Annotated in this window: 17 protein-coding genes; 5 read left to right on the top strand and 12 right to left on the bottom strand. The window is 73.1% G+C overall.

Translation table 11 applies throughout. The features are described 5' to 3' along the window. Positions 1-7 precede the first annotated feature (7 nt). The 8 genes from ACZ7EC_RS05525 to speB all read right to left on the bottom strand — a co-directional run bounded on the left by ACZ7EC_RS05525 (position 8) and on the right by speB (position 12661). Entirely contained in the window at positions 8-1942 is a 1935-nt protein-coding gene (locus ACZ7EC_RS05525) for a glycoside hydrolase family 3 protein (protein WP_471058380.1), read from the bottom strand. A gap of 119 nt (positions 1943-2061) precedes the next feature. Next, complete coding sequence (locus tag ACZ7EC_RS05520) at positions 2062-2451, bottom strand: hypothetical protein (RefSeq protein WP_471058378.1); 390 nt, start codon at positions 2449-2451, stop codon at positions 2062-2064. Between the two features lie 132 nt (positions 2452-2583). Then, the gene (locus ACZ7EC_RS05515; protein WP_471058375.1) at positions 2584-6360 is read right to left on the bottom strand and encodes an ABC transporter ATP-binding protein; all 3777 of its coding nucleotides are present in this window, start codon (positions 6358-6360) and stop codon (positions 2584-2586) included. A gap of 83 nt (positions 6361-6443) precedes the next feature. Next, complete coding sequence (locus ACZ7EC_RS05510; protein ID WP_471058372.1) at positions 6444-7493, bottom strand: esterase-like activity of phytase family protein; 1050 nt, start codon at positions 7491-7493, stop codon at positions 6444-6446. Between the two features lie 62 nt (positions 7494-7555). After that, positions 7556-8473 carry a serine hydrolase gene (locus tag ACZ7EC_RS05505; RefSeq protein WP_471058369.1) on the bottom strand — a complete coding sequence of 306 codons (918 nt, stop codon included), beginning with the start codon at positions 8471-8473 and terminating at the stop codon, positions 7556-7558. A gap of 324 nt (positions 8474-8797) precedes the next feature. Then, positions 8798-9514, bottom strand: coding sequence for a GntR family transcriptional regulator (locus tag ACZ7EC_RS05500; protein ID WP_471059727.1), 717 nt, complete (start codon positions 9512-9514; stop codon positions 8798-8800). Between the two features lie 469 nt (positions 9515-9983). Continuing rightward, on the bottom strand, positions 9984-11684 hold the full coding sequence (locus ACZ7EC_RS05495; protein WP_471058366.1) for a thiamine pyrophosphate-binding protein: 1701 nt from the start codon (positions 11682-11684) through the stop codon (positions 9984-9986). Between the two features lie 5 nt (positions 11685-11689). Next, on the bottom strand, positions 11690-12661 hold the full coding sequence (gene speB, locus ACZ7EC_RS05490) for an agmatinase (RefSeq protein ID WP_397985833.1): 972 nt from the start codon (positions 12659-12661) through the stop codon (positions 11690-11692). Between the two features lie 118 nt (positions 12662-12779). Between speB and ACZ7EC_RS05485 the strand changes: the two genes are divergently transcribed. Together ACZ7EC_RS05485 and ACZ7EC_RS05480 are read left to right on the top strand one after the other, a co-directional pair. Then, entirely contained in the window at positions 12780-14432 is a 1653-nt protein-coding gene (locus ACZ7EC_RS05485) for a PucR family transcriptional regulator (RefSeq protein WP_471058362.1), read from the top strand. 94 nt (positions 14433-14526) lie between these two features. After that, positions 14527-15327, top strand: coding sequence for a phosphatase (locus ACZ7EC_RS05480; protein WP_471058359.1), 801 nt, complete (start codon positions 14527-14529; stop codon positions 15325-15327). A 92-nt stretch (positions 15328-15419) separates the two neighbouring features. Here ACZ7EC_RS05480 and ACZ7EC_RS05475 read toward each other — a convergent pair whose 3' ends face one another. From ACZ7EC_RS05475 to ACZ7EC_RS05460, 4 genes are all read right to left on the bottom strand, one after another. Beyond that, a complete protein-coding gene (locus ACZ7EC_RS05475; protein WP_471058356.1) occupies positions 15420-15845 on the bottom strand; it encodes a hypothetical protein in 426 nt (141 codons plus the stop codon). A 284-nt stretch (positions 15846-16129) separates the two neighbouring features. After that, entirely contained in the window at positions 16130-17047 is a 918-nt protein-coding gene (locus ACZ7EC_RS05470) for an acyl-CoA thioesterase (protein ID WP_471058353.1), read from the bottom strand. Between the two features lie 33 nt (positions 17048-17080). Further along, complete coding sequence (locus ACZ7EC_RS05465) at positions 17081-18238, bottom strand: acyl-CoA dehydrogenase family protein (RefSeq protein WP_449195343.1); 1158 nt, start codon at positions 18236-18238, stop codon at positions 17081-17083. 613 nt (positions 18239-18851) lie between these two features. Continuing rightward, positions 18852-19448, bottom strand: coding sequence for an SACE_7040 family transcriptional regulator (locus tag ACZ7EC_RS05460; RefSeq protein ID WP_471058349.1), 597 nt, complete (start codon positions 19446-19448; stop codon positions 18852-18854). 97 nt (positions 19449-19545) lie between these two features. Between ACZ7EC_RS05460 and ACZ7EC_RS05455 the strand changes: the two genes are divergently transcribed. Genes ACZ7EC_RS05455 through ACZ7EC_RS05445 form a run of 3 tightly spaced genes read left to right on the top strand, consistent with a single transcriptional unit; the run spans position 19546 to position 24028 of the window. Beyond that, entirely contained in the window at positions 19546-21162 is a 1617-nt protein-coding gene (locus ACZ7EC_RS05455; RefSeq protein ID WP_471058346.1) for a carboxyl transferase domain-containing protein, read from the top strand. An 11-nt stretch (positions 21163-21173) separates the two neighbouring features. Next, entirely contained in the window at positions 21174-23087 is a 1914-nt protein-coding gene (locus tag ACZ7EC_RS05450) for an acetyl/propionyl/methylcrotonyl-CoA carboxylase subunit alpha (RefSeq protein ID WP_471058343.1), read from the top strand. A 17-nt stretch (positions 23088-23104) separates the two neighbouring features. Next, the gene (locus ACZ7EC_RS05445; RefSeq protein WP_471059725.1) at positions 23105-24028 is read left to right on the top strand and encodes a hydroxymethylglutaryl-CoA lyase; all 924 of its coding nucleotides are present in this window, start codon (positions 23105-23107) and stop codon (positions 24026-24028) included. Positions 24029-24032: the final 4 nt, after the last annotated feature.

Here is a 24032-nt window from a genome sequence, read left to right as displayed (position 1 = left end):
GGCCGCCTCAGTAGGTCAGGCCGTGGCCGATCGGGTACAGGATCCGGGTCGGGTCGTCGGCCCGCTGCACGGGTACCGGCAGCCTGCCGCGCGGCTTGACCCGGCCGGCGATCACCCGTGCGGCGGCGCGGAGTTCGACGTCGGTCCAGCAGTACGACGCCAGGCAGGCCCGGACCGAGGGGAGCTGGGCGATGTCGTACGGATTGCGCAGGGCGAGCGCCACCACGGGCTTGCCGGTCGCCAGCAGCCGCTCCACCAGGGTGCGTTGGGAGCTGCCCGCCGTCACGTTGTAGGTGCCGACCACCACCGCGTCGGCGTTCCGGGCGGCGGCCACCGCCTTGTCGATGGTCGCGGCGGACGGGCTGGTACCAGTGGACAGCGCGGTCGCGGTGAAGCCCGCCTCGGTGAGGGCGGCGGCCAGCACGCCGGTCGGCGGGCCCGTCGTACCGGACGGGGAGTCCGGGTCGGCGCCGACCACCAGCAGGCGGGGTTCCCGGTGCCGGTCGAGGGGCAGGATCGCGTCCTCGTTGACCAGCAGGGTCGTCGTACGGTCGGCGATGCGCTCGGCCGCGGCCAGGTGGGACGCGGTGCCCACCACCCGGTCCACGCCCGCCCGGTCCGCGTACGGGTCGCCGAACAGACCGAGCCGGGATTTGAGCCGCAGGATGCGCAGGATCGATTCGTCGAGGCGGGACTCGGTCAGCTCGCCGTCCTGGACGGCCTTCAGGACCGCGTTCCAGGCCAGGTCGATGGACGGCGGGTCGAGCAGCTGGTCCACGCCGGCCTTCAGCGCGAGCACCGGCACCCGGTCGTCGCCGTACTTGGTGCGCACGCCCTGCATGCCGAGGGAGTCGGTGACCACCACGCCCTCGTAGCCGAGCTCACCGCGCAGGATGCCGGTGAGGATCGGCTCGGAGAGGGTGGCCGGGTCGCCGGAGTCGTCCAGGGCCGGGAACTGGATGTGCGCGGTCATGATCGAGTCGATGCCCGCGGCGATCGCCGACCGGAACGGCACCGCGTCCAGCTTCTCCCACAGCTCCCGGCTGTGCGTGATGACCGGGAAGCCGTAGTGGCTGTCCACGGAAGTGTCCCCGTGGCCCGGAAAGTGCTTGGCGGTGGCGGCGACTCGGGCCGACTGGTAGCCCTTCACCTCGGCCGCGACCAGCTCCGCGACCGCCGCCGGGTCGGCGCCGAAGGAGCGCACCCCGATCACCGGGTTGGCCGGGTTGACGTTCACATCCGCGTCGGGCGAGTAGTCCTGGTTGATGCCGAGGGCGCGCAGTTCGGTGCCCGAGATACGGCCCAGGGTGCGCGCGTCGGCGGCCGGACCGTCCGCCCCGCCCCCGCCCTCGCCCTCGCCCTCGCCCTCGCGGGGAAGCGCTTCGCGCCCTTTCGCTCCCGCCCCGATCGCCATGGCGCCGGGGAACAGGGTCGCGGGCTCGCCCACCCGGCACACCGCGCCGTGCTCCTGGTCGGTGGCGATCAGCATCGGCAGGCCCCGCGGCTGCTCCAGGGACGCCTTCTGGATGCCGTTGGACAGGTCCGCGATCTGGTGCGGGCTCCGGGTGTTGTGGGTCCAGGTGAAGTAGATGATCCCGCCGACCCGGTACTTCCGGATCAGCTCGGCCGCGGTGCGCACCCCGAGCTCGCTGAGGTTGGCGTCGATGTCGGCCTGGTCGGGGGCGGTGGCGGAGGCGCCGTAGACCCGCGACACGAACAGCTGGCCGACCTTCTCCTCGAGGGACATCCCGGAGATCAGGGCCTTGAGCCGGCGCTCGTCGGGGGTGGCGGCGCGGGCGGTGGCGGGGACGGTGAGCGCGGCGGTGATCCCGGCACCCGCGGCGAGGACGGTACGCCGGGACAGCCGGGCGCCGCCGTCACCGCCCCCGGTGTTTCCTGTGCCTCTCTTGCTGGTGTCGCTTCCCGTGCTGGTGTCGGGCACGTGCGCTCCTTCCCAGAGGAGAACTGCTGAAGGAAACTTCCAAGGAGTCACGAATATCCGGGAAGTTTCTTTCCGTCAAGGGAAAGCGCGGGAGCCAGCGTGTCGGTGGGCCCGGCGGCTCAGCAGAGGATCCAGCCCGAACTGACGCTGTTCCGGCCGACCGCGCCGCGGACCCAGACGCAGCGGTGCCCGGCGTGCACGGTCACCGGACCGGCGTGGCTGAGGTAGTGGCCGGTGTCCTTGGCCGGGAGGCTGCCGCGGGCCTGGACGCTGACCGACATCGCGCGGACGGTGCCGGGGACGCGGGCGACGGTCATGGCGCAGACGTAGTCGCCGCTGCGGTAGACGCGGGTGACACCCAGGGCGAAGGAGAAGGTTCTGACCTGCTGGCCCGAGCAGGTGCTGGGCGCGGCCTGTGCGGTGCCGGAAGCCGCGAGGGCCAGCAGCCCGGCCGCGGCCAGCAGGGCCGGGCCGAGCGTGAGTCGCCGACGGATCGCACCCTTTTCCACGTCTTCGTCCTCCCCGTAGCGTGTCCAGGCCGTCCCCCGGCAGCCGTACGCCTGTACGACGCAGGGGGTGTGTCGGATGGTTGCACGGCCGTCACCGGCGCGAACCGGCGGGTCCGGCCGGTCGCCGGCGGCTCAGCGGACCGCGCCCACCGGCTCCTCCGGCTCGGAGCTCCCGGTGAAGGTCCGCCACAGTTCGGCGTACCGGCCGCCGAGGGCGAGCAGTTCCTCGTGGGTGCCGTCCTCGGCGACCCGGCCGCGGTCCATGACCACCACCCGGTCGGCGCGCGCGGCGGTGGTCAGCCGGTGGGCCACCACCAAGGTGGTGCGCGCGTGAACGCTCGCCGAGGAGTGGTCATCGGACGAGGGGCCCGCCATGCGGCGGCCCGCCAGGCGGTCGGTGGCCTGGTTGACCTGGGCTTCCGTCGCGAGGTCGAGGGCGGCGGTGGCCTCGTCCAGGAGCAGGATGTCCGGATCGACCAGTTCGGCGCGGGCGAGCGCGATCAGCTGGCGCTGGCCCGCGGAGAGGTTGCGTCCGCGCTCGGCGACCTCGTGCAGATAGCCGCCGTCGAGGGTGGCGATCATGTCGTGCGCGCCGACCGCCCGCGCGGCCGCCTCCACCTCGGCGTCGGTGGCGTCGGGGCGGCCGTAGGCGATGGCGTCCCGGACGGTGCCCGGAAACAGGTACGCCTCCTGCGGCACCACGCCGAGCCGGTGCCGGTACGCGGTCAGGTCCAGGTCGCGCAGGTCGATGCCGTCGACCGTGACCCGCCCGGCCGTCGGGTCGTAGAACCGGGCCACCAGCTTGACCAGCGTGGACTTCCCGGCGCCGGTCTCGCCGACGAAGGCGACGGTCTGGCCCGCGGGGATCCTCAGGTCGACGTCCGCGAGGGCCGCCTCGTCGTCGCCGTACGCGAAGTGCACATGCTCGAAGGCGATGTCGCCGCGCAGCGAGGTGACGTCCCGCGGCCGCTGCGCCGCCTCGGTGGAGGTGGGCTCGCGCAGCAGTTCCTGGATGCGGCCGAGGGAGACGGTGGCCTGCTGGTAGCCGTCGAAGACCTGGGAGAGCTGCTGGACGGGGGCGAAGAAGAGGTCGATGTAGAGGAGGTAGGCGACCAGGGCGCCGGTGGTGAGAGTGGCGGCCTCGACCCGGTCCGCGCCCACGATCAGCACGGCGGCCGCGGCGACGGAGGACAGCAGCTGCACGAACGGGAAGTAGACCGATATCAGCCACTGACCGCGCAGCCGGGCGGCGCGGTAGCCGTCGCTGCGCTCGGCGAACCGCCGCCCGCCGTCCCGCTCGCGGCGGAACGCCTGCACGATCCGCAGCCCGGACACGGACTCCTGGAGGTCGGCGTTGACCGCCGAGACGCGCTCGCGGGCGAGTTCGTACGCCTTCACGCTCGCCCGGCGGAAGAAGAAGGTGGCGATGACCAGCGGGGGCAGCGTGGTGAACACGACCAGCGCGAGCTGGATGTCGAGCACCAGCAGGGCGACCATGATGCCGAAGAAGGTGACGACCGAGACGAACGCGGTGACCAGCCCGGTCTGCAGGAAGGTGCTCAGCGCGTCCACGTCGGTGGTCATGCGGGTCATCACCCGGCCGGTCAGCTCGCGCTCGTAGTAGTCGAGGCCGAGCCGCTGGAGGTGCGCGAAGATCTTGAGCCGGAGCGTGTAGAGGACGCGTTCGCCGGTACGGCCGGTCATCCGGGTCTCGCCGATCTGCGCCGCCCACTGCACCAGGACCACCAGCAGGGCGAGCAGCGAGGCCGACCAGACGGCGCCGATGGCCAGCTTGGTGACGCCCGCGTCGATGCCGTGCCGGATCAGCACGGGCAGGAGCAGGCTCGCGCCCGCGTCGACGGCGACCAGCGCGAGGCTGATCAGCAGGGGCAGCCCGAAGCCGTGCAGCAGGCGGCGCAGTCCGTAGGAGTCCTCGGGACGTACCGCCTTCTCCTCGTCGACGCCGGGGGTGTCGGTGGCCGGGGGCAGGGCGGCCACCCGGTCGAGGAGCTCGGGGGTGGCGGGGGTGCCGGCCAGCGCCATGTCCTTCGGCGCGCGGTCGCCGGTCCACAGGCGGGGGGTGACACCGCGCTCGGCGTCGTACTCGGCGTCCAGCTCGGCGCGCAGGCCCGCGTCGTCCTCGGCCGGCTCGCCGTCCGGCGGCGTGTGGCCGGGCGAGACGCCGCCCAGTTCGTCCGGGTCGGTCAGCAGCCTGCGGTACAGGGCGGAGCGCCGCTGGAGTTCCTCGTGGGTGCCGAGGTCGGCGAGCCGGCCGCGGTCGAGTACGGCGATGCGGTCGGCGAGGTTCAGGGTGGAGCGGCGGTGGGCGATCAGCAAGGTGGTGCGGCCCCGCATGACCTCCTTGAGGGCCTCGTGGATCTCGTGTTCGACGCGCGCGTCCACGGCGGAGGTCGCGTCGTCCAGGACCAGCAGGCGGGGGTCGGTGAGCAGGGCGCGGGCGAGCGCGACGCGCTGGCGCTGGCCGCCGGAGAGGGTGAGGCCGTGCTCGCCGACCTTGGTGTCGTAGCCCTCGGGCAGCTCCCGGATGAAGCGGTCGGCCTGGGCGGCGCGGGCGGCGGCCTCGATCTCGTCCTGAGTGGCGTCCGGGCGGCCGTACGCGATGTTGGCGCGGACGGTGTCGGAGAAGAGGAACGAGTCCTCCGGGACCAGTCCGATGGCTGCGCGCAGCGAGGAGAGGGTCAGCTCGCGGACGTCGTGGCCGCCGATGAGGACGGCGCCGTGGGTGACGTCGTAGAAGCGCGGCAGGAGCAGGGAGAGGGTGGACTTGCCGGAGCCGGAGGAGCCGACGACGGCCAGCGTCTCACCCTGGCGTATCTCGAAGCTGAGCCCGTCCAGGACCTTGGCGTCCTCGGCGTACCCGAAGGACACGCCGTCGAACTCGACGGTCGCGGGCGCGTCCGCGGGCAGCTCCAGGGTGCCGTCCTTCATGGTCGGCTCGGTGTCGATCAGCTCCAGGACGCGCTCGGTGCCGGCGCGGGCCTGCTGGCCGACGGTGAGGACCATCGCGAGCATGCGGACCGGGCCGACCAGCTGGGCGAGGTAGGTGGAGAAGGCGACGAAGGTGCCGAGCGTGATGTGCCCGCGCACCGCGAGCCAGCCGCCGAGGGCGAGCATGGCGACCTGGCCGAGCGCCGGCACGGCCTGGAGGGCGGGGGTGTACTTGCTGTTCAGGCGGATGGTGCGCAGCCGTCCCGCGAACAGCTTGCGGCCGACCTCGCGCAGCTTGCGGGTCTCCTGCGCCTCCTGCCCGAAGCCCTTGACCACGCGTACGCCGCTCACCGCGCCGTCGACCACACCGGCGACGGCGGCGGCCTGGGCCTGGGCGTACCAGGTGGCGGGGTGCAGCTTGGTGCGGCTGCGCCGGGCGATCCAGCCGAGCGCGGGGGCGACGGCGAGGGCGACGAGGGTCAGCGGCAGCGACAGCCACGCCATGATCACCAGGGAGACCAGGAACAGCAGGACGTTCCCGATGGTCATCGGGAGCATGAACAGCAGGCCCTGGATCAGCTGGAGGTCGCTGGTGGCGCGGCCCACGACCTGCCCCGTGGACAGCTCGTCCTGGCGGCGGCCGTCGAGACGGGTGATCGTGTCGTACATCTCCGTCCGCAGGTCGTGCTGGACGTCGAGGGCGAGCCGGCCGCCGTAGAAGCGGCGGACGTAGGTGGCGGCGTAGACGAGGACGGCAGCGGCGACGAGGGCGCCGGCCCAGGGGGCCATGGAGCGGGTGTGGGCCCCGATCACGTCGTCGATGATCACCTTGGTGATCAGCGGCACGACGGCGGTGACGGCCATGCCGGCGAGCGAGGAGCCGAGGGCCAGGACGACGTCCTTCGGATAGCGCCAGGCGTAGCCCGCGAGCCGTCGTGCCCATCCCCGTTGCGGTCCCACGCGGTGCCTCCCGATCGTCGTACTCGTCCGGAAGGCACCAACGCGGGCGGGCGGTGATTTCATCCCGCCGTAACAATCGGCCGTCAGGCGCGCACCCGCAGGGAGTAGAAGCGTGTGGTCTGGGCCGGGTTCTGGTTGTCGTCGCTGACCAGGAGGACCTTGAGGCGGCCGGTGCGGTCGCGGCCGGTGATGGTCATCCCCTCGATGTTGTCGAGGAGCGGGTTGGGCTGCGGCTGCCTGGCGGTGGCGCCGAGGGAGGGGCAGTCGGCGAGGTCGGCGAGCAGCGTCTTCCCGAGCGGCCGGACGCCGCGCTGCCCGGTGAGGTTCCCGATGCCGCTGGTGTCGGTGGCGTGGCGCGGGTCGGCCAGGTAGAGGCGGACGGTGTTGCCGACGCCCGCGGTGAAGCCGCGCTCCAGGACGAGGAGCCGGCCGTCGGGCGTGGCCTGCACCTCGGGGACGCCGAGTCCGGGGTCGATCCGGTACGCGTACTGCGCGCCGAGCCGGAAGTGGTCGCCCTTCGTCCGGGCCCAGGTCTGGAAGCGGACGAGGCCGGGGTCGTCGCCCGCTATCGGCTCCTCCATGGACGCGAGGAGGGTGTGGCCGCCGGGCAGCAGGGTCAGGCCCTCGAAGGTCTGGTTGGCGGTGGCGCGGCCGGCGGGGGCGACGAGGAGGGGGGCCGGCACGGGGAGCCGGTCGAGGATCCGGCCGTCGCGGGAGTAGCGGCGGATGGAGGGCTCGGTCTCGGAGGTGACGAGACGGGTGCCGTCGGTGTCGATGACGAGGCCCTCGGAGTCGAGGTCGGCGCCGTTCTCGTCGGCGAGGTGGACGGCGGAGCGGGGCGCGAGGGTCCTCGCGTCCAGGTCGAAGAGGGAGGACCGGTCCGCCAGGGCGGCGAGCGAGCCGTCGCGGTCCACGGCGAGGGCGGAGAAGTTGCCGACGAAGGTGCCGTCGTACGTCGTCTTGTCGAGCGCGTCGGAGAAGCGGTCGATCAGGACCCGTGCCGAACAGGCGTGGCCCGCCGCCCGGTTGGATCCGGAGCCGGCGGGCCGGGCCGCGGCGGGCCCGGCGGCGGTCAGCGTGGTGACGGCCGCCAGGCCGGCGGTGACGGTGGCGATGACATGTCTCAGGCGCATGGTCGATCACCGTAGCGGCGAGCCGACCAGGCGCAACCGGCTTTGGACCGGCCTCGCTGCGGTTACTGTCCGGGCGTGGCGACGAACGCCTCGCTCGGCCTGCTGGTGGGGACGTAGCGCGCCGTCTTGGCGGTGGTCGGCACGAGGTCCTTGTGGATGGCCTTGGCGACGTTCTGGATGGTGGTGACGCCGTAGTCCATGGTGCTGTTGTCCTGGGTCAGCACGGACATCATGTAGTCGTGCCCGGCGCCGTTGAAGGTGCCGAGGCTGTGCACGCGCCAGCCGTGCGTGGAGCGCTGGAGCCAGCCGTTCTTGACGTGCACGGAGACGGTGGACGGGGCGCCGGCGGGCGTACCCCACCGCTGGTCGGAGACGACCTTCCCCATCAACTGCTGAATGTAGGCACGCGAGTTGTCGCTGAGCACGCTGTTCTTGGCGGTGACGAGCTGGAGCAGCTTCTGCTCGTCGGCGGCGTTCTCCTGGGTCAGGCCCCAGTAACCGCCCGTGCCCGGCACGGTCTTGGTCATCTTGGCGGCGGCCAGGAAGCCCTTGATCTTGGTGAGGCCCAGCTGCTTCCACAGCTTGCTGGTGGCGTCGTTGTCCGACTGGGTGATCATGCGGGTGGCGAGCGAGGTCTCGGTGCTCGTCAGGTACCGGTTGTGCTTCTTGGCGTCCCACAGCAGGGTGGCGAGCACGGTGACCTTGACGGTGCTGGCCGAGTCGTAGGCGGTGGTGCCGCGCAGGGTGCAGGTGGTCTTGGTGCCGCGGTCGTACAGGCCGAGGGCGACGGTGCTCTTGCGGTTCGCGAGCGCCGCGGTGATGTCCTTGGTGAGCTTGGCGGCGAGACCGGCCTTGCCCGACGTGCAGCTCACGGCGGGCGTGGTCGCGGCGGCCGGGGTGGCGGCGGCGACGGCGGGTATGAGCAGCGCGGCACCGAGCGCCGCGACCGACGCCTTGCGCCGGCTGAAGCGGTGGGTCATATCGGGGTCCCCCTGGGAACGACGTGTGTGCGCACCCCTGGTGGGCGCGTACGGCCCTTTGACTCGCAGGGGTGGTCGGAAGTTGCACACATGTTCCCAGGGCGGGTGTTCCAACCGACCAAGAGGTGGCGATACTCCGCTCATGCCGGAGCAGAACGCGTCCCTCTCAGGCGAACTGTCCGTCTTCCGGAAGAAGTTCCCCGACCTGCCGAGGTGACCGGGCGGCCCGGTGGCTCGGTGGGCCGGCGGATCGGCCGCGGATCAGGCGGTGGGCGCGTGAGGAGCGTCTCGCTCGTGTGAACCGCCAACTCGGCGACTGACGGCTCACGCCTCGAAGTCGTACTCCAGCACATACGCGGCGGAGTCGAGGATCATCTCGTTGACCTCGACGACCCGCTCCTCCGCGTCGAAGGCCGTGCGGGCGAGGTGGATCACGGGGATGCCGGGTGGCAGGGACAGGCGGGCGGCCTCGTGCTGGTCGGGCATGCGGGAGCGGAGTTCCTCGCGGAAGCGGACGGGCGCGTGGCCGAGGTCGGCCAGGCGGGCGTAGACGCCGCCGGGGCCGGTGTCCGGCCGGGTGATCGGGGTGCCCGTGACGAGGTCGGCCGGCAGGCAGGAGGTGGACAGCAGCACCGGCTTGCCGTCGAGGACGAAGCGACGGCGGCGGACGCAGAGACGCGCGGCCTCGTCCAGCCCCATGACCGCGGCAACGGAGTCCGCCGCGACCTCGTGCGTCACCTCGACGGAATCGACGGTGAGTTCCCGCCCTTCGGCATCCGCCGCCCAGACGGACCGCCCCTCGCCCCACCCCGCCCGCGCGAGCCGCTCGATGCCACGACGCCGGATCGGCCGGAAGTCCCGCACGAACACACCGGCGCTCTTGCGGGCTTCGGCGATGCCCTCCGCCTGGAGCAGACCGAGTGCCTGGCAGGCCGTCATACGGGCGACGCCGTGTTCGGCCATCAGGTCGTTCTCACCGGGCAGCCGGTCTCCGGGACCGTACCGCCCGGCCTCGACGGCGGCCCGCAGCTCAGCCGCGATGCGCTGGGTACGTGGGCTGCCGCCCCGTCTCCCGGCCGCTCATCCAGACCTCTCCTCCTGAGGATCCCTGGACATCCTAGGAGCGGCGACGGCACCGGCACTCACACGGAAGAGTTACATCTCTAGAGATGTGCAGTCGTGAGGGTCCCTACTGGCGGCGAACACCCCGGAGGTACTCGTGTCGGATCGCAGCTCACCCCAGCCCCCCGTCATTCCCGGCATGGCCGAGGAGAATTGGCGGATCCAGCACGCGCGGAATCCGCTCGGCCGACAGATCGGCGTGCGTGTCGCGCAATACGACGGGCGGCTGCGAGTCGAGGTCGCCGACGCCAATCTTGCGGCGCCCCGACCGAGAACGGCAACGGTTGACGACGAACGCGGGCGCGGTCTCGTCGTCGTCGACGCGCTCGCCGAGCGTCGGGGCCGGTTTCCTCGCCCGTATAGCAGCGGCAAGGACGGCTGGGCCGAACTACCGCCCTTCCGGCTGGCCCAAGTGCGTCGGCGCGAACATTCGCAGTACCGCCGGCAGCACCACCACCGACGGGCCCGGCGTGCCGAGTGCCTTCGCCAGGTCGCTTTCCAGGGTCTCCGGGGTCGTGCGTACCGCCGGGACGCCGAAGGATTCCGCGAGGGCCGCGTAGTCGGGGCGGGACAGGTCCGTGGCCGTCGGCTCGCCGAAGGCATCCGTCATGTACTCGCGCAGGATGCCGTAGCCGCCGTCGTCGACGATCAGCCAGGTGACGGGGAGGTCGTGCTGGCGGGCCGTGGCCAGTTCGGCGAGGGAGTAGAGGGCGCCGCCGTCGCCGGAGACCGCGAGGACCGGGTGGGTGGGGTCGGCGACCGCCGCGCCCAGGGCCGCCGGGAAGGCGTAGCCGAGGCCGCCCGAGCCCTGGGCCGAGTGCATCAGGTTCGTGCCGCGGGGGTCGAAGGCGCACCACGCCCAGTAGGACAGGATCGTCATGTCCCAGAAGGACGGGGCGCGGGCCGGCAGTGCCCGGCGGACGGCGGTCAACAGCGACTGCTCCAGGGTCAGTTCCTGGGCCGCGATGCGGTCCGAGACGCGGGACAGGAGGGAGCGGACGCGCTCCGGTGCCTCCGGGTCGTGGCGTTCCGCCGCCGTTTCCAGGAGGGCCTGGAGTGCCAGGCGGGCGTCCGCGTGGATGCCGAGCGCGGGGTGGTTCGACTCCAGTTTGCCGAGGTCCGCCTCGATCTGGATCACCCGGCCGCGGGGCCTGAACGTGTGGTAGTTCGAGGAGAGTTCACCCAGACCCGAGCCCACGACCAGGAGGACGTCGGCGTCTTCCAGGAAGTCGGTCGTATGGCGGTCTTCCATCCAGGACTGGAGGGACAGCGGGTGCTCCCAGGGGAACGCGCCCTTGCCGCCGTACGTCGTCACCACCGGGGCGTCCAGCAGCTCCGCGAGCCGCCGCAGCTTGCCCGAGGCGTCGGAGCGTACGACGCCGCCGCCCGCGATGATCGCCGGGCGGACGGCGTGGGACAGCAACTCGGCTGCCACGGCGGTCAGTTCGGGGCGCGGAGCCAGGTCGTCCGGGGTCGCGTCCATCGCCGTCACCACCGGCAGCGACGCCGGCGCGGCCAGCATGTCCTGGGGGATCTCCACCCACACCGGGCCGTGCGGGGCCGTCAGCGCGGACTTCCAGGCCGCGGCGATCGCCGAGGGGATCTGGGACTGGGAGCGGACCGTGTGCACCGACTTGACCACACCCCGGAACGACGCGGCCTGGTCGGGGAGTTCATGGAGATAGCCGTGGCGGCCACCGCCCAGGCCGGCCGACGGGATCTGGCTGCTGATCGCGAGGACCGGCGCGGAGGCGGAGGCCGCTTCCTGGAGCGCGGCCAGCGAGGTCAGCGCGCCGGGACCGGTGGACAGGAGCAGCGGCGCGGCCTCGCCGGTGATCCGGCCGTACGCGTCCGCCGCGAAGCCCGCGTTGTTCTCCACCCGCAGGCCCACATACCGGAGGGAGGACCTGCGCAGGGCGTCGAACATCCCCAGCGCGTGCTGGCCGGGCAGGCCGAAGACGGTCGTCGCGCCGAGCCCGGCCAGGGTCTCCACGACCAGGTCTCCGCCGACGCGTCCGGCGGGCGGGTTCAGCGCGGCCTCCCGCTGGGCGGCGGTCGGGCGGAGTACCAGGTCGTGGTCGTGCGTCACGTCGGTTACGCGTCCTTCCGGGCCGCCGCGATCTGGCGGGACATGATGGTGGTCAGTTCGTACGCCGTGTGGGAGGCCGCCACGGACGTGATCTCGGCGTGGTCGTAGGCCGGGGCGACCTCCACCACGTCCGCCGAGACCAGGTTGCAGGACGCCAGGCCGCGCAGGATCTCCAGCAGCTCGCGCGAGGTCATGCCGCCCGCCTCCGGCGTGCCCGTGCCGGGGGCGTGCGCCGGGTCAAGGCAGTCGATGTCGATGGAGATGTACAGCGGGCGGTCTCCGATGCGCTGGCGGAGCTGGTCGGCCACCTCGTCGGCGCCCCGGCGGTAGACGTCCGCCGAGGTGACGATGCCGAAGCCCATCTTCTCGTCGTCGGTGAGGTCCTGCTTGCCGTACAGCGGGCCGCGCGTGCCCACGTGCGAGAGGGCGGAGGTGTCGAGGATGCCCTCCTCCACCGCGCGGCGGAACGGCGTGCCGTGCGTGTACTCGGCGCCGAAGTACGTGTCCCAGGTGTCCAGGTGGGCGTCGAAGTGCAGCAGCGCGACCGGGCCGTGCTTCTTCGCCACCGAGCGCAGCAGCGGCAGCGCGATGGTGTGGTCGCCGCCCAGGGTCATCAGGCGGGCGCCGGTGCCCAGCAGGTCGTCCGCCGCGGCCTCGATCGTCTCGACGGCCTCGTTGATGTTGAACGGGTTCACCGCGATGTCGCCGCCGTCCGCGACCTGCGCGAGCGCGAAGGGGGAGGCGTCCTGCGCGGGGTTGTAGGGGCGCAGCAGCCGGGACGCCTCGCGGATCGCGTTGCCGCCGAAGCGGGCGCCGGGCCGGTAGGAGACGCCGGAGTCGAAGGGCACGCCCACCACGGCGACATCGGCGCTGCCGACCTCGTCCAGGCGGGGCAGCCGGGCGAAGGTCGCGGGGCCGGCGTACCGGGGGACGCGGGAGGAGTCGACGGGGCCGCGGGGCGTCTCGTTGCTGCTCATGGGTGTGCCTTCTTTCCTGCTTCCTGACTGCCTGGGATCGACACTAGGTGGCCGGGCAGCCACGACGAAGTGTACGTTTTATCCATACAGGGGATATGGAGTGGAGGAAGTGCACACCATGGCCGACACCAGGGGGGATACGAGCCGCACGGCCCCGGCCGCTCCGGGCACCCCGGCCGCCCCCGCCCCGGCCGCTTCCCCTGCCGCCACCCCCGTCCCGCCCACCCCACCCGTCCCCCTCTCCGCTCTCCTCGCCCGCGACGACCTCGCCCTGCGCCAGCTCGCCGGTCCGACCGGCCCGGACGTCGTCGTCCACTGGGCGCACACCTCCGAGATGGCGGACCCCCTCCCCTATCTCCTCGGCGGCGAACTGCTCCTGACGGCGGGGGTCCAGTTCCCCGACGCCCCGTCGCCGGACGCCTTCTTCGACGCCTACGTCGCCCGCGTCGTCGCCGCGGGCGGCGCCGCCCTCGGCTTCGGGCTCGCCCCGGTGCACGACAGGGTGCCGGACGCCCTGGTGGCCGCCTGCGACACCCACGGGCTGCCGCTGCTGGAGGTCCCGCCGGGGACCACCTTCTCGGGCGTGGCCCGTGCGGTGTGGCAGCTGATGGCGCAGGCCCGGCTCGCCGAACTGCGCCGGGTCACCGAGGCCCAGCAGAGCCTCGCCGCGGCCGCGGCCCACCCCGACCCGGTGCCGTCCGTGCTGCGCCGGCTGGCCCAGCGGCTCGGCGGGCACGCGGTGCTCTACGGCCCCGACGGCACCGCCATCGCGTCGGCGGGCCGGGCACCCGCGCCCGCCGCCGGGAAGGCGCTGCGCGAGCTGGCCGCAGTGGTACGCCCGACCGGACGGACCCGCGCGCCCACCCACCCGGCCGGCCCCACCGCGCCCTCCCCCGGCGGCCCGCCCCGGCCCGCTTCCGCCACCGACACCGCCGGCGGCGCCCATCTGTCCGCCTACGCCCTCGGCTCCGGCGAGGGCTTCGTGCTCGGCGTCGCCGCCGGGCGCCGCGAGGGCGGGGACCACACCATCGCCTCCGTCGGGGCGGTGCTGCTGTCGCTGCTGACCGGGGAGCACCACAGCGGCGCCGGGGCCGCCCGGTCCTCCGCGCTGGTACGGCTGCTGCTCGGGGCGACGCCGGAGGAGGTCGCGCCGCTGCTCGGCACCGGCGATGGCGCGGGCGAGGGCACCGGGGGCGAGACGGGGGACGGCGAGCGGATCGTCGTACACGCCCGGCCCGAGCGGGGGGCGCCGGACGCCGTGGCCGCCGCCGCCCTCGGCACCGCCCTGGGCTCCCCCCTGGTCGACACGGACGGGGAGTTCGTACGGGTCCTCGTGCCCGCCCACCGGGAACCCGCCCCGGTGCCCGGCTGGACGCTCGGGGTCAGCGCGCCCGCGGGCCCCGCCGGCTGGCCGGCCGCCGACGCCCGGGCGGCCCGCGCGCTGGCCCGCGCCCGCGCGACCCGCGTCCCGCTGGTCCGGCACGGCACCGGGCGCGGTGCCCGGCACGGGCTGTCCGAGCTGGTGCCCGAGGCGGAGGCGCGGGCCCGCGCCGAGGCACTGCTCGCGCCGCTGGCCGCGGGACCCGCCCTCGTGGACACCCTGCGTACCTGGCTGTCGCTGCACGGCAGTTGGGACCGCACCGCGGTGGCCCTGGGAGTACACCGCAACACCGTGCGTCAACGCGTCGCCCGCGCCGCCCTGCTGCTCGGCGCCGACCTGGACGACCCGGACGTCCGCATGGAGTTGTGGTTCGCGCTGCGGCACGCCTGACGCCGCCGGCCGCCGCCTGTGCAGGAGCGTGACGCCCGTCCCAGCGGGCGGAACCACGGGGCCGCCCGCGCCGGGCTGCCCCACAATGGATGCCATGCCGATATCCGGGACACCCAGCCGCGCCCAGCTCGTCGACCACCTGGTGAGGACCCGTATCGCGGGGGACGTCGCCACGCCCCGCGAGAACAACCTCTCCCACTACCGCCTGCTGGCCAACGGGGACCGCAACTTCTGGCTCGGTCTGGAGCTGGGCGAGCGCTGGGCGGACGAGCAGGACGTGCTCGCGGTGATGGCCGAGCGGGTGGGGGTCAACGACGACCCGGAGTACCGGTACGGCCAGGACACCATCGACCCGGAACTGACCGTGGACGCCCTGGACCGGCTCGCGGCGCGGCTGCGCAAGGCGGCCGAGGGGCGTGAGCGGGTGCTGTTCGCGACCGGGCATCCGGGCGGGCTGCTGGATGTGCACCGGGCCACGGCCGCCGCGCTGCGCGCCGCCGGCTGCGAGATCGTCGTCGTCCCGGACGGGCTGCGGACGGACGAGGGGTACGTCATGCAGTTCGCGGACGTGGCCGTCCTGGAGCACGGGGCGACGCTCTGGCACACCCACTCCGGGGCGCCCATGCGGGCCATTCTCACGGGACTTGAGCAGAGCGGGCGGCCGCTGCCCGACCTGGTGGTCGCCGACCACGGCTGGGCCGGGTACGCCGCGCAGCACGGCCTGGACGCGGTCGGCTACGCCGACTGCAACGACCCCGCGCTGTTCCTCGCCGAGTCCGAGGGCACCCTCCAGGTCGCCGTGCCGCTGGACGACCACGTGGTCAGCCCGCGCCACTACGATCCGATGACCGCGTATCTGCTGGCCGGCGCCGGTCTGGCCGATCTGGACCAATAGGGTTCGTCAGGGGCGAACCGGCCCGGAGACGACAGTATGTGCGGCCCCGCACGCGGGGCCGCACATACTGTCACATCGAATCGGGACCTGGCTCAGCGACCGCCACCACCGTGGCCTCCGCCACCACCGTGGCCTCCGCCGCCGCCGTGGCCTCCGCCACCGTGGCCGCCTCCGTAGCCTCCGCCACCGTGGCCGCCTCCGTAGCCTCCGCCACCGTGGTCGCCTCCGTAGCCGCCACCACCGTGGTCGCCTCCGTAGCCGCCATAGCCGCCATAGCCACCGTGGCCGTAGCCGCCGTAGCCGCCGTAGCCCCAGTCGCCGTCGTCGTTGCCCCACCAGCCGCCGTATCCGCCGCGGCCGTGGTCTCCGTGGCCGCCGCCCCAGTCGCTGCTGTAGGAGCTGTGAACGTTGGACGGGCTCGCCGAGGCGGTGCCCGCCACGCCGATCGCGGCCCCGCCTGCCAGCAGCAGGCCGGTGGCGGACAGCGCAACAAGGCGCCGCGTGCGTGTTGCTCGCATGGGAATTACCTTCCATCGTCTCTCGCGGCCCCCGGAGGGACACACGAGGCGGATGGCCGCCGCCGCGCGGAGGGACGCGCGGCACGGTCTTCGGATATCACCGCGAGAGATCGTGCGTACACGGCACGTCTGCACGGTCGACGCCTGCGGCCCACCCGGACGCTGGCGCGTCATCAGGTACCGCGGCTGAGGTCGGAGGTGTCCCGCAACCTCGTCGGCCGCTCCTACCGTGCACTCGCGGCTTTCACTCATTGAGCCTAGTACCGCACCCGCCGCTTGGCACCTCAGCAAACCGGGTTGCCATCCGGTGGGCGCGGGACGCGGACGACGCCCTCCTGGATGACGGTGATGGCGAGCCGCCCGTCACGGGTGTATATGCGGGCCTGGCCGAGGCCGCGGCCGCCGTGCGCGGACGGCGACTCCTGGTCGTACAGCAGCCATTCGTCGGCGCGGAAGGGGCGGTGGAACCACATCGCGTGGTCCAGGGAGGCCCCCACCACGTCGCCGACCGCCCAGCCGCCGCGGCCGTGCGCGAGCAGCACGGAGTCGAGCAGGGTCATGTCGGAGACATAGGTGGCGAGGACGACGTGCAGCTGGGGGTCGCCCCAGACGGAGTCCGGGGCGGGGTCGTCGTCCACCTTGCCGTTGGTCCGGAACCACACTTGGCTGTGCGGCTCGCGCGGCTCGCCGAAGCGGCCGTACGGCGGCTCGTCCACGTATCTGAGGTCGACCGCCTCGCGCGCCTCCAGGAAGCGTGCCACCACCTCGGGCGCGAGATGGGCGTAGCCGTGCAGCCGCTCCTGGGAGGTGGGCAGGGTCGCCGGGTCGGGCGCGGGGGGCATCGGCACCTGGTGGTCGAGGCCCTCCTCGTACGTCTGGAAGGACGCCGAGAGGTGGAAGATCGGCTTGCCGTGCTGGACGGCGACCACGCGGCGGGTGGTGAAGGACCGGCCGTCGCGGATGCGGTCGACGGTGTAGACGATGGGCGCGCCGGGGTCGCCGGGGCGCAGGAAGTAGGCGTGCAGGGAGTGGGCGGGGCGGTCCGCGGGGACCGTGCGCCCGGCGGCGACCATGGCCTGCGCCGCGACCTGCCCGCCGAAGACGCGGGGTACGACGGCGGAGCGGGACCGGCCGCGGTAGATGTCCTCCTCGATCTGTTCGAGGTCGAGCAGATCGAGGAGGTCCTGGAGTGCCTGGCTCATGACGGGTCTGTACCGGCCAGTGATCGCGGGACCTTACAGGCCCATGTCCTTGGCGATGATCGTCTTCATGATCTCGCTGGTGCCGCCGTAGATGCGGTTGACGCGGTTGTCCGCGTACAGGCGGGCGATCGGGTACTCGTTCATGTACCCGTAGCCGCCGTGCAGCTGGAGGCAGCGGTCGATGACGCGGTGGGCGACCTCGGTGCAGAACAGCTTGGCGGAGGCGGCCTCTGCGGGGGTCAGCTCGCCGGCGTCCAGGGCCTCGGTGGCGCGGTCGGCGACGGCCTCGGCGGCGTCCACCTCGGCCTGGCAGGCGGCCAGCTCGAACTTGGTGTTCTGGAAGTGGGCGACCGGCTTGCCGAAGACGGTGCGCTCCTGCACGTACTGCTTGGCGAACCGGACGGCGGCCTTGGCCTGCGCGTAGGCGCCGAAGGCGATGCCCCAGCGCTCGGAGGCCAGGTTGTGGCCGAGGTAGTAGAAGCCCTTGTTCTCCTCGCCCAGCAGGTCCTCGACGGGGACCTTGACGTCCACGAAGGCCAGCTCGGCGGTGTCGGAGGTCTTCAGACCGAGCTTGTCCAGCTTGCGGCCGACGGAGTAGCCCTCGGACTTGGTGTCCACCGCGAACAGGGAGATGCCGTGGCGGCGGTCCTCGGCGGTGGGCGCGGCGGTGCGGGCGCACACGATCACGCGGTCGGCGTGCACGCCGCCGGTGATGAAGGTCTTGGCGCCGTTGAGGACGTAGTGGGTGCCGTCCTCGCTGAGCCGGGCGGTGGACTTCATGCCCGCGAGGTCGGAACCGGTGCCCGGCTCCGTCATCGCGATGGCCCACATCTCCTCGCCGGTGACGAACTTCGGCAGGTAGCGCTTCTTCTGCTCGTCGGTGGCCAGCATCTTGATGTACGGCAGAGCGAGCAGCACGTGCACGCCGGAGCCGCCGAACTGGACGCCCGCGCGGGCGGTCTCCTCGTAGAGGACGGCCTCGAACTTGTGGCTGTCCATGCCCGCGCCGCCGAACTCCTCGGGCACGTTGATGCCGAAGATGCCCAGCTCGCCGAGCTTGTAGTAGAAGTCGCGGGGCGCCTGGCCAGCCGCGAACCACTCGTCGTACACCGGTACGACCTCGGCCTCGATGAAGGCGCGCAGGGTCTCCCGGAACGCCTCGTGATCCTCGTTGAACACCGTACGGCGCACGCCGTCCACCTCCACGTACCTCGGGCATGCCGGCAAGGGGCATGTCTAAGCGCTTGCTCACCCGAGCGTACCGGCGGGTAGGGAGGGCGTCCAGGGGCGGAAGGCCGTAACGCTCGTCACGCCGGGGACGAGACGGGGGCGGGGCGTGCGCTTGGGAGGGCCGACCGGGGGCGGGGATGTACGCCGGAGCGGCCGGGTGGGGGCGGGGCGGCAGGCCGGAGGCAGGGGCAGACGCCGGGACGGCAGGCCGGAGGCAGGGGCAGACGCCGGGACGGCAGGCCGGGAGGCAGGGGCAGACGCCGGGACGGCAGGCCGGAGGCAGGGCCGCCTGCCGGAACGGCCGACTGGGGGCAGGAGCAGACGCCGGAACGACCGACCGAAGGCAGGGGCGGACACCGGGACGACCGACCGGAGGCAGGGCCGCCTGCCGGAACGGCCGACTGGGGGCAGGGGCAGACGCCGGGACGACCGACCGGGGCCGGGATGCGCGCAGAGACGGCCGGTCGGGGGCGGGGGCGTGCGGCCGGGAACGGCAGGCCGGGGCGGGGCGCGGGTCGCTCCGTGCGGCAGCTGCGCGACGTGCCCCACGGCGCCCCCAGGGCCGCGGTGCCCGCTACGCGCCCCCCGCCGCCTCGAACGCCGCCCGTGCCATCCGGTGCAGCAGTTCCGCCGTCGCCCCCCGGCCGGGAAGCGTGCCGGCGCGGCCCAGGTGGGGGGTGGAGTTGAGCAGGCCGAAGACGGAGTGGACGGCGGAGCGCGCGGCGGGCTCGGTGAGCGGCGGGTGGACCTCGCGGACCACACCCACCCACAGCTCCACGTACTGCCGCTGGAGCTGGCGCACCAGCTTGCGGTCGCTGTCGCGCAGCCGGTCCAGCTCGCGGTCGTGCAGGGTGATCAGCGGCCGGTCGTCCAGCGCGAAGTCGATGTGGCCCTCGATCAGGGAGTCCAGGACCGCAGTGGCGTGCCCGTCCCCGTCGGCCTCCGCGAGCCGCCGCCGGGCCCCGGTGAGCAGCTGGCCGCTGATGCCGACGAGTAGTTCGGCGAGCATCGCGTCCTTGCCGGGGAAGTGCCGGTACAGGCCGGGACCGCTGATGCCGACCGCCGCCCCTATCTCGTCCACGCCGACGCCGTGGAAGCCGCGCTCGGCGAAGAGGCGGGCGGCCTCCTTGAGGATCTGTTCGCGGCGGGTGGGGGCGTCGGTTCTGGCCATGAAGACAATTCTAGACAGCGAGGTTAGCGGTCGTTAACCTGAAGGAAATGGTTAACGCTCATTAACCGGTTCGAGCACCGGGTGAGGGGACCGCAGGATGCAGGAGGCACCGGAACTCCGGAGCACGGCCGAGCCCGCGTCGGATGCCTGGCGGGCCAATGAACAGGCCCATCTGGCGCTGGTCGGGGAGCTGCGCGACAAGCTCGCCGCGGCGGCGCTCGGCGGCGGGGAGCGGGCGCGCGCCCGGCACACCGCGCGCGGCAAGCTGCTGCCGAGGGACAGGGTCGACACCCTGCTCGATCCGGGCTCGCCGTTCCTGGAGCTCGCCCCGCTCGCGGCCGACGGGCTGTACGACGGGCAGGCGCCGGCCGCCGGTGTGATCGCCGGGATCGGCCGGGTCAGCGGGCGCGAGTGCGTGATCGTCGCCAACGACGCGACCGTCAAGGGCGGCACGTACTACCCGATGACGGTCAAGAAGCATCTGCGCGCCCAGGAGGTGGCCCTCGACAACCGGCTGCCCTGCGTCTACCTGGTCGACTCCGGCGGCGCCTTCCTGCCGATGCAGGACGAGGTCTTCCCGGACCGCGAGCACTTCGGGCGGATCTTCTACAACCAGGCCCGGATGTCCGGCGCCGGCATCCCGCAGATCGCGGCCGTCCTCGGCTCCTGCACCGCGGGCGGCGCGTACGTCCCGGCGATGAGCGACGAAGCGGTCATCGTCCGCGGCCAGGGCACCATCTTCCTGGGCGGCCCCCCGCTGGTGAAGGCGGCCACCGGCGAGGTGGTCACGGCGGAGGAGCTGGGCGGCGGCGAGGTCCACTCCCGGATCTCCGGCGTCACCGACCACCTCGCGGAGGACGACGCGCACGCGCTGCGGATCGTCCGGAACATCGTCGCCACCCTTCCGGCCCGGCAGTCGCCGCCCTGGGAGGTCGCCCCGGCCGTCGAACCGAAGGTGGACCCGGCCGGGCTGTACGGCGCGGTGCCGGTCGACTCCCGCACCCCGTACGACGTCCGGGAGATCATCGCGCGCGTCGTCGACGGCTCCCGGTTCGCCGAGTTCAAGAGCGAGTACGGCCAGACGCTCGTCACCGGTTTCGCCCGGATCCACGGGCACCCGGTCGGGATCGTCGCCAACAACGGCATCCTCTTCTCCGAGTCCGCCCAGAAGGGCGCGCACTTCATCGAGCTGTGCGACCAGCGCGGCATCCCGCTGGTGTTCCTCCAGAACATCTCCGGCTTCATGGTCGGCAAGGACTACGAGGCGGGCGGCATCGCCAAGCACGGCGCCAAGATGGTCACCGCGGTGGCCTGCACCCGCGTGCCCAAGCTGACCGTCGTGGTGGGCGGTTCGTACGGCGCGGGCAACTACTCGATGTGCGGCCGGGCCTACTCCCCCCGCTTCCTGTGGATGTGGCCCAACGCCAAGATCTCCGTGATGGGCGGCGAGCAGGCCGCCAGCGTCCTCGCCACGGTCAAGCGCGACCAGCTGGAGGGTCGCGGCGAGACCTGGTCCGCCGAGGACGAGGAGACCTTCAAGGCGCCGATCCGCGCGCAGTACGAGACCCAGGGCAACGCCTACTACGCGACGGCCCGGCTGTGGGACGACGGCGTGATCGACCCGATGGAGACCCGCCAGGTGCTCGGACTCGCCCTGACGGCCTGCGCCAACGCGCCGCTGGGAGAGCCCCAGTTCGGCGTCTTCCGGATGTGAGGGAGGGAACCGTGTTCGACACAGTGCTGGTCGCCAACCGGGGCGAGATCGCCGTACGCGTCATCCGTACGCTCCGCGAGCTGGGCGTGCGCTCGGTGGCGGTCTTCTCCGACGCCGACGCGGGCGCGCGGCACGTCCGGGAGGCCGACACGGCGGTCCGGATCGGTCCGGCCCCGGCGTCCGAGAGCTACCTCTCGGTGGAACGCCTGCTGGAGGCCGCCGCCCGCACCGGCGCGCAGGCCGTCCACCCCGGCTACGGCTTCCTCGCCGAGAACGCCGCGTTCGCGCGGGCCTGCGAGGAGGCGGGCCTCGTCTTCATCGGCCCCCCGGCCGACGCCATCGCGCTGATGGGCGACAAGATCCGCGCCAAGGAGACGGTGGCGGCCGCCGGGGTGCCGGTGGTCCCCGGCGGACGCGACCCCGACCTGGCCGAAGCCGCCCGCGCGCTGGGCGCGCCCGTGCTCCTGAAGCCCTCGGCCGGCGGTGGCGGCAAGGGCATGCGCCTGGTGCGGGACCTGTCCGTCCTGGACGAGGAGATCGCCGCCGCCCGCCGCGAGGCCCGCGCCTCCTTCGGCGACGACACCCTGCTGGTGGAGCGGTGGATCGACCGCCCCCGGCACATCGAGATCCAGGTGCTGGCCGACGGCCACGGCCAGGTGGTGCACCTCGGCGAGCGCGAGTGCTCGCTCCAGCGGCGCCACCAGAAGATCATCGAGGAGGCGCCCAGCGTCCTCCTGGACGAGGCCACGCGCGCGGCGATGGGCGAGGCGGCCGTGCAGGCGGCCCGCTCCTGCGGCTACCGGGGCGCGGGCACGGTGGAGTTCATCGTGCCGGGCAGCGACCCCTCCCAGTACTACTTCATGGAGATGAACACCCGCCTCCAAGTCGAGCACCCTGTCACGGAGTTGGTGACCGGACTCGACCTCGTGGAGTGGCAGCTGCGGGTGGCCGCCGGCGAGCCGCTGGGCTTCGTCCAGGAGGACGTGACGCTGACCGGGCACGCGATCGAGGCCCGCATCTGCGCCGAGGACCCCGCCCGCGGCTTCCTCCCCTCCGGCGGCACGGTCCTGCTGCTGGACGAACCGGAGGGCGACGGCGTGCGCACCGACTCCGGGCTCAGCGAGGGCACCGAGGTCGGCAGCCTGTACGACCCGATGCTCTCCAAGGTGATCGCGTACGGTCCCGACCGCGGGACCGCGCTGCGCAGGCTCCGGGCGGCACTGGCCGGGACGGTCACGCTGGGCGTGCAGACGAACGCGGGCTTCCTGCGCCGCCTCCTCGCCCATCCGGACGTGGTGGCGGGCGAGTTGGACACCGGTCTGGTGGAGCGGGTCGTGGCCGACCTGGTCCCGGCGGAGGTGCCCGAGGAGGTGTACGAGGCGGCGGCGGCCGTACGCCTGGAGGCGCTGAAGCCCTCCGGCGAGGGCTGGACCGACCCCTTCTCGGTGCCGAGCGGCTGGCGGCTCGGCGGCACCCCGAAACCGCCCGCCTTCCCTCTGCGGGTCCAGGACCCGGTGACGTACACCCCGCGCGGCACCGCCACCGTCACCGGCGACACGGTGGCCGTCACCCTCGACGGGCTGCGGCACACCTTCCGCCGCGCCGGTGACTGGATCGGCCGGGACGGCGACGCCTGGCAGGTGCGCGACCACGACCCGGTGGCCGACTCGCTGTCCCGGACGGCCCACGCGGGCGCCGACTCGCTGACCGCGCCGATGCCCGGCACGGTGACCGTCGTCAAGGTCGCCGTCGGGGACGACGTGGTCGCCGGGCAGAGCCTGCTGGTGGTGGAGGCGATGAAGATGGAGCACGTCGTCTCCGCCCCGCACGCGGGCACCGTCGCCGAGCTGGACGTGACACCGGGCACCACGGTCGCCATGGACCAGGTGCTGGCCGTCATCGCGCCGAAGGAGGAGGCGGAGTGAGCACCGATCGGCTGCCCATGGTCGTACCGGCGTCGGACCTGCCCGCACGGGTGCGGATCTACGAGGTCGGCGCGCGCGACGGGCTGCAGAACGAGAAGGGCGCCGTACCGACCGAGGTGAAGGCGGACTTCATCCGCCGCCTGGCCGAGGCGGGCCTCACCACCATCGAGGCCACCAGCTTCGTGCACCCCAAGTGGGTGCCCCAGCTCGCCGACGCGGAGGAGCTGTTCCCGCGGGTGCGCGACCTGCCCGGCGTGGAGCTTCCCGTCCTGGTCCCCAACCAGCGCGGCCTGGACCGGGCGCTGGCCCTCGGCGCCGACCGGATCGCGGTGTTCGCCAGCGCCACCGAGTCCTTCGCCAAGGCCAACCTCAACCGCACGCTGGACGAGTCCCTCGCGGTGTTCGAGCCGGTGGTGCGCCAGGCCAAGGACGCGGACGCGCGGGTGCGCGGCTACGTCTCCATGTGCTTCGGCGACCCGTGGGAGGGCGCGGTGCCGCTGCACCAGGTGGCCCGCGTCTGCACCGCCCTGCGGAACATGGGCTGCGACGAACTGAGCCTCGGCGACACGATCGGCGTGGCCACCCCCGGACACGTCCAGGAACTCCTGAACCTCCTCAACGAGGAGGGCGTGCCGACCGACGAGATCGGCGTGCACTTCCACGACACGTACGGCCAGGCCCTCGCGAACACCTACGCGGCCCTGGAGCACGGCGTGACGACGGTCGACGCGTCCGCCGGCGGGCTGGGCGGCTGCCCGTACGCCAAGTCCGCCACCGGCAACCTCGCCACCGAGGACCTGGTCTGGATGCTGCACGGCCTCGGCATCGAGACCGGCGTCGACCTCGACCGGCTGACCGCCACCAGCGTGTGGATGGCCGCCCACCTGGACCGGCCCAGCCCTTCCCGTACCGTCCGCGCTCTCTCCCACAAGGACCAGTGATCAG

It is taken from the genome of Streptomyces sp. NPDC037203, from assembly GCF_055605065.1.
The sequence above is the reverse complement of the archived record's forward strand: the minus strand, read 5'-3'. Positions and strand labels throughout refer to the sequence as shown.

What these genes read in the sequence shown, in the direction of transcription:
- ACZ7EC_RS05475 (WP_471058356.1), bottom strand. Translation starts at nt 15,845, where the DNA reads ATGCGAGCAACACGCACGCGGCGCCTTGTTGCGCTGTCCGCCACCGGC.
- ACZ7EC_RS05470 (WP_471058353.1), bottom strand. Translation starts at nt 17,047, where the DNA reads ATGAGCCAGGCACTCCAGGACCTCCTCGATCTGCTCGACCTCGAACAG.
- ACZ7EC_RS05455 (WP_471058346.1), top strand. Translation starts at nt 19,546, where the DNA reads ATGCAGGAGGCACCGGAACTCCGGAGCACGGCCGAGCCCGCGTCGGAT.
- ACZ7EC_RS05445 (WP_471059725.1), top strand. Translation starts at nt 23,105, where the DNA reads ATGGTCGTACCGGCGTCGGACCTGCCCGCACGGGTGCGGATCTACGAG.
- ACZ7EC_RS05510 (WP_471058372.1), bottom strand. Translation starts at nt 7,493, where the DNA reads ATGCGCCTGAGACATGTCATCGCCACCGTCACCGCCGGCCTGGCGGCC.
- ACZ7EC_RS05485 (WP_471058362.1), top strand. Translation starts at nt 12,780, where the DNA reads ATGGCCGACACCAGGGGGGATACGAGCCGCACGGCCCCGGCCGCTCCG.
- ACZ7EC_RS05460 (WP_471058349.1), bottom strand. Translation starts at nt 19,448, where the DNA reads ATGGCCAGAACCGACGCCCCCACCCGCCGCGAACAGATCCTCAAGGAG.
- speB (WP_397985833.1), bottom strand. Translation starts at nt 12,661, where the DNA reads ATGAGCAGCAACGAGACGCCCCGCGGCCCCGTCGACTCCTCCCGCGTC.
- ACZ7EC_RS05480 (WP_471058359.1), top strand. Translation starts at nt 14,527, where the DNA reads ATGCCGATATCCGGGACACCCAGCCGCGCCCAGCTCGTCGACCACCTG.
- ACZ7EC_RS05505 (WP_471058369.1), bottom strand. Translation starts at nt 8,473, where the DNA reads ATGACCCACCGCTTCAGCCGGCGCAAGGCGTCGGTCGCGGCGCTCGGT.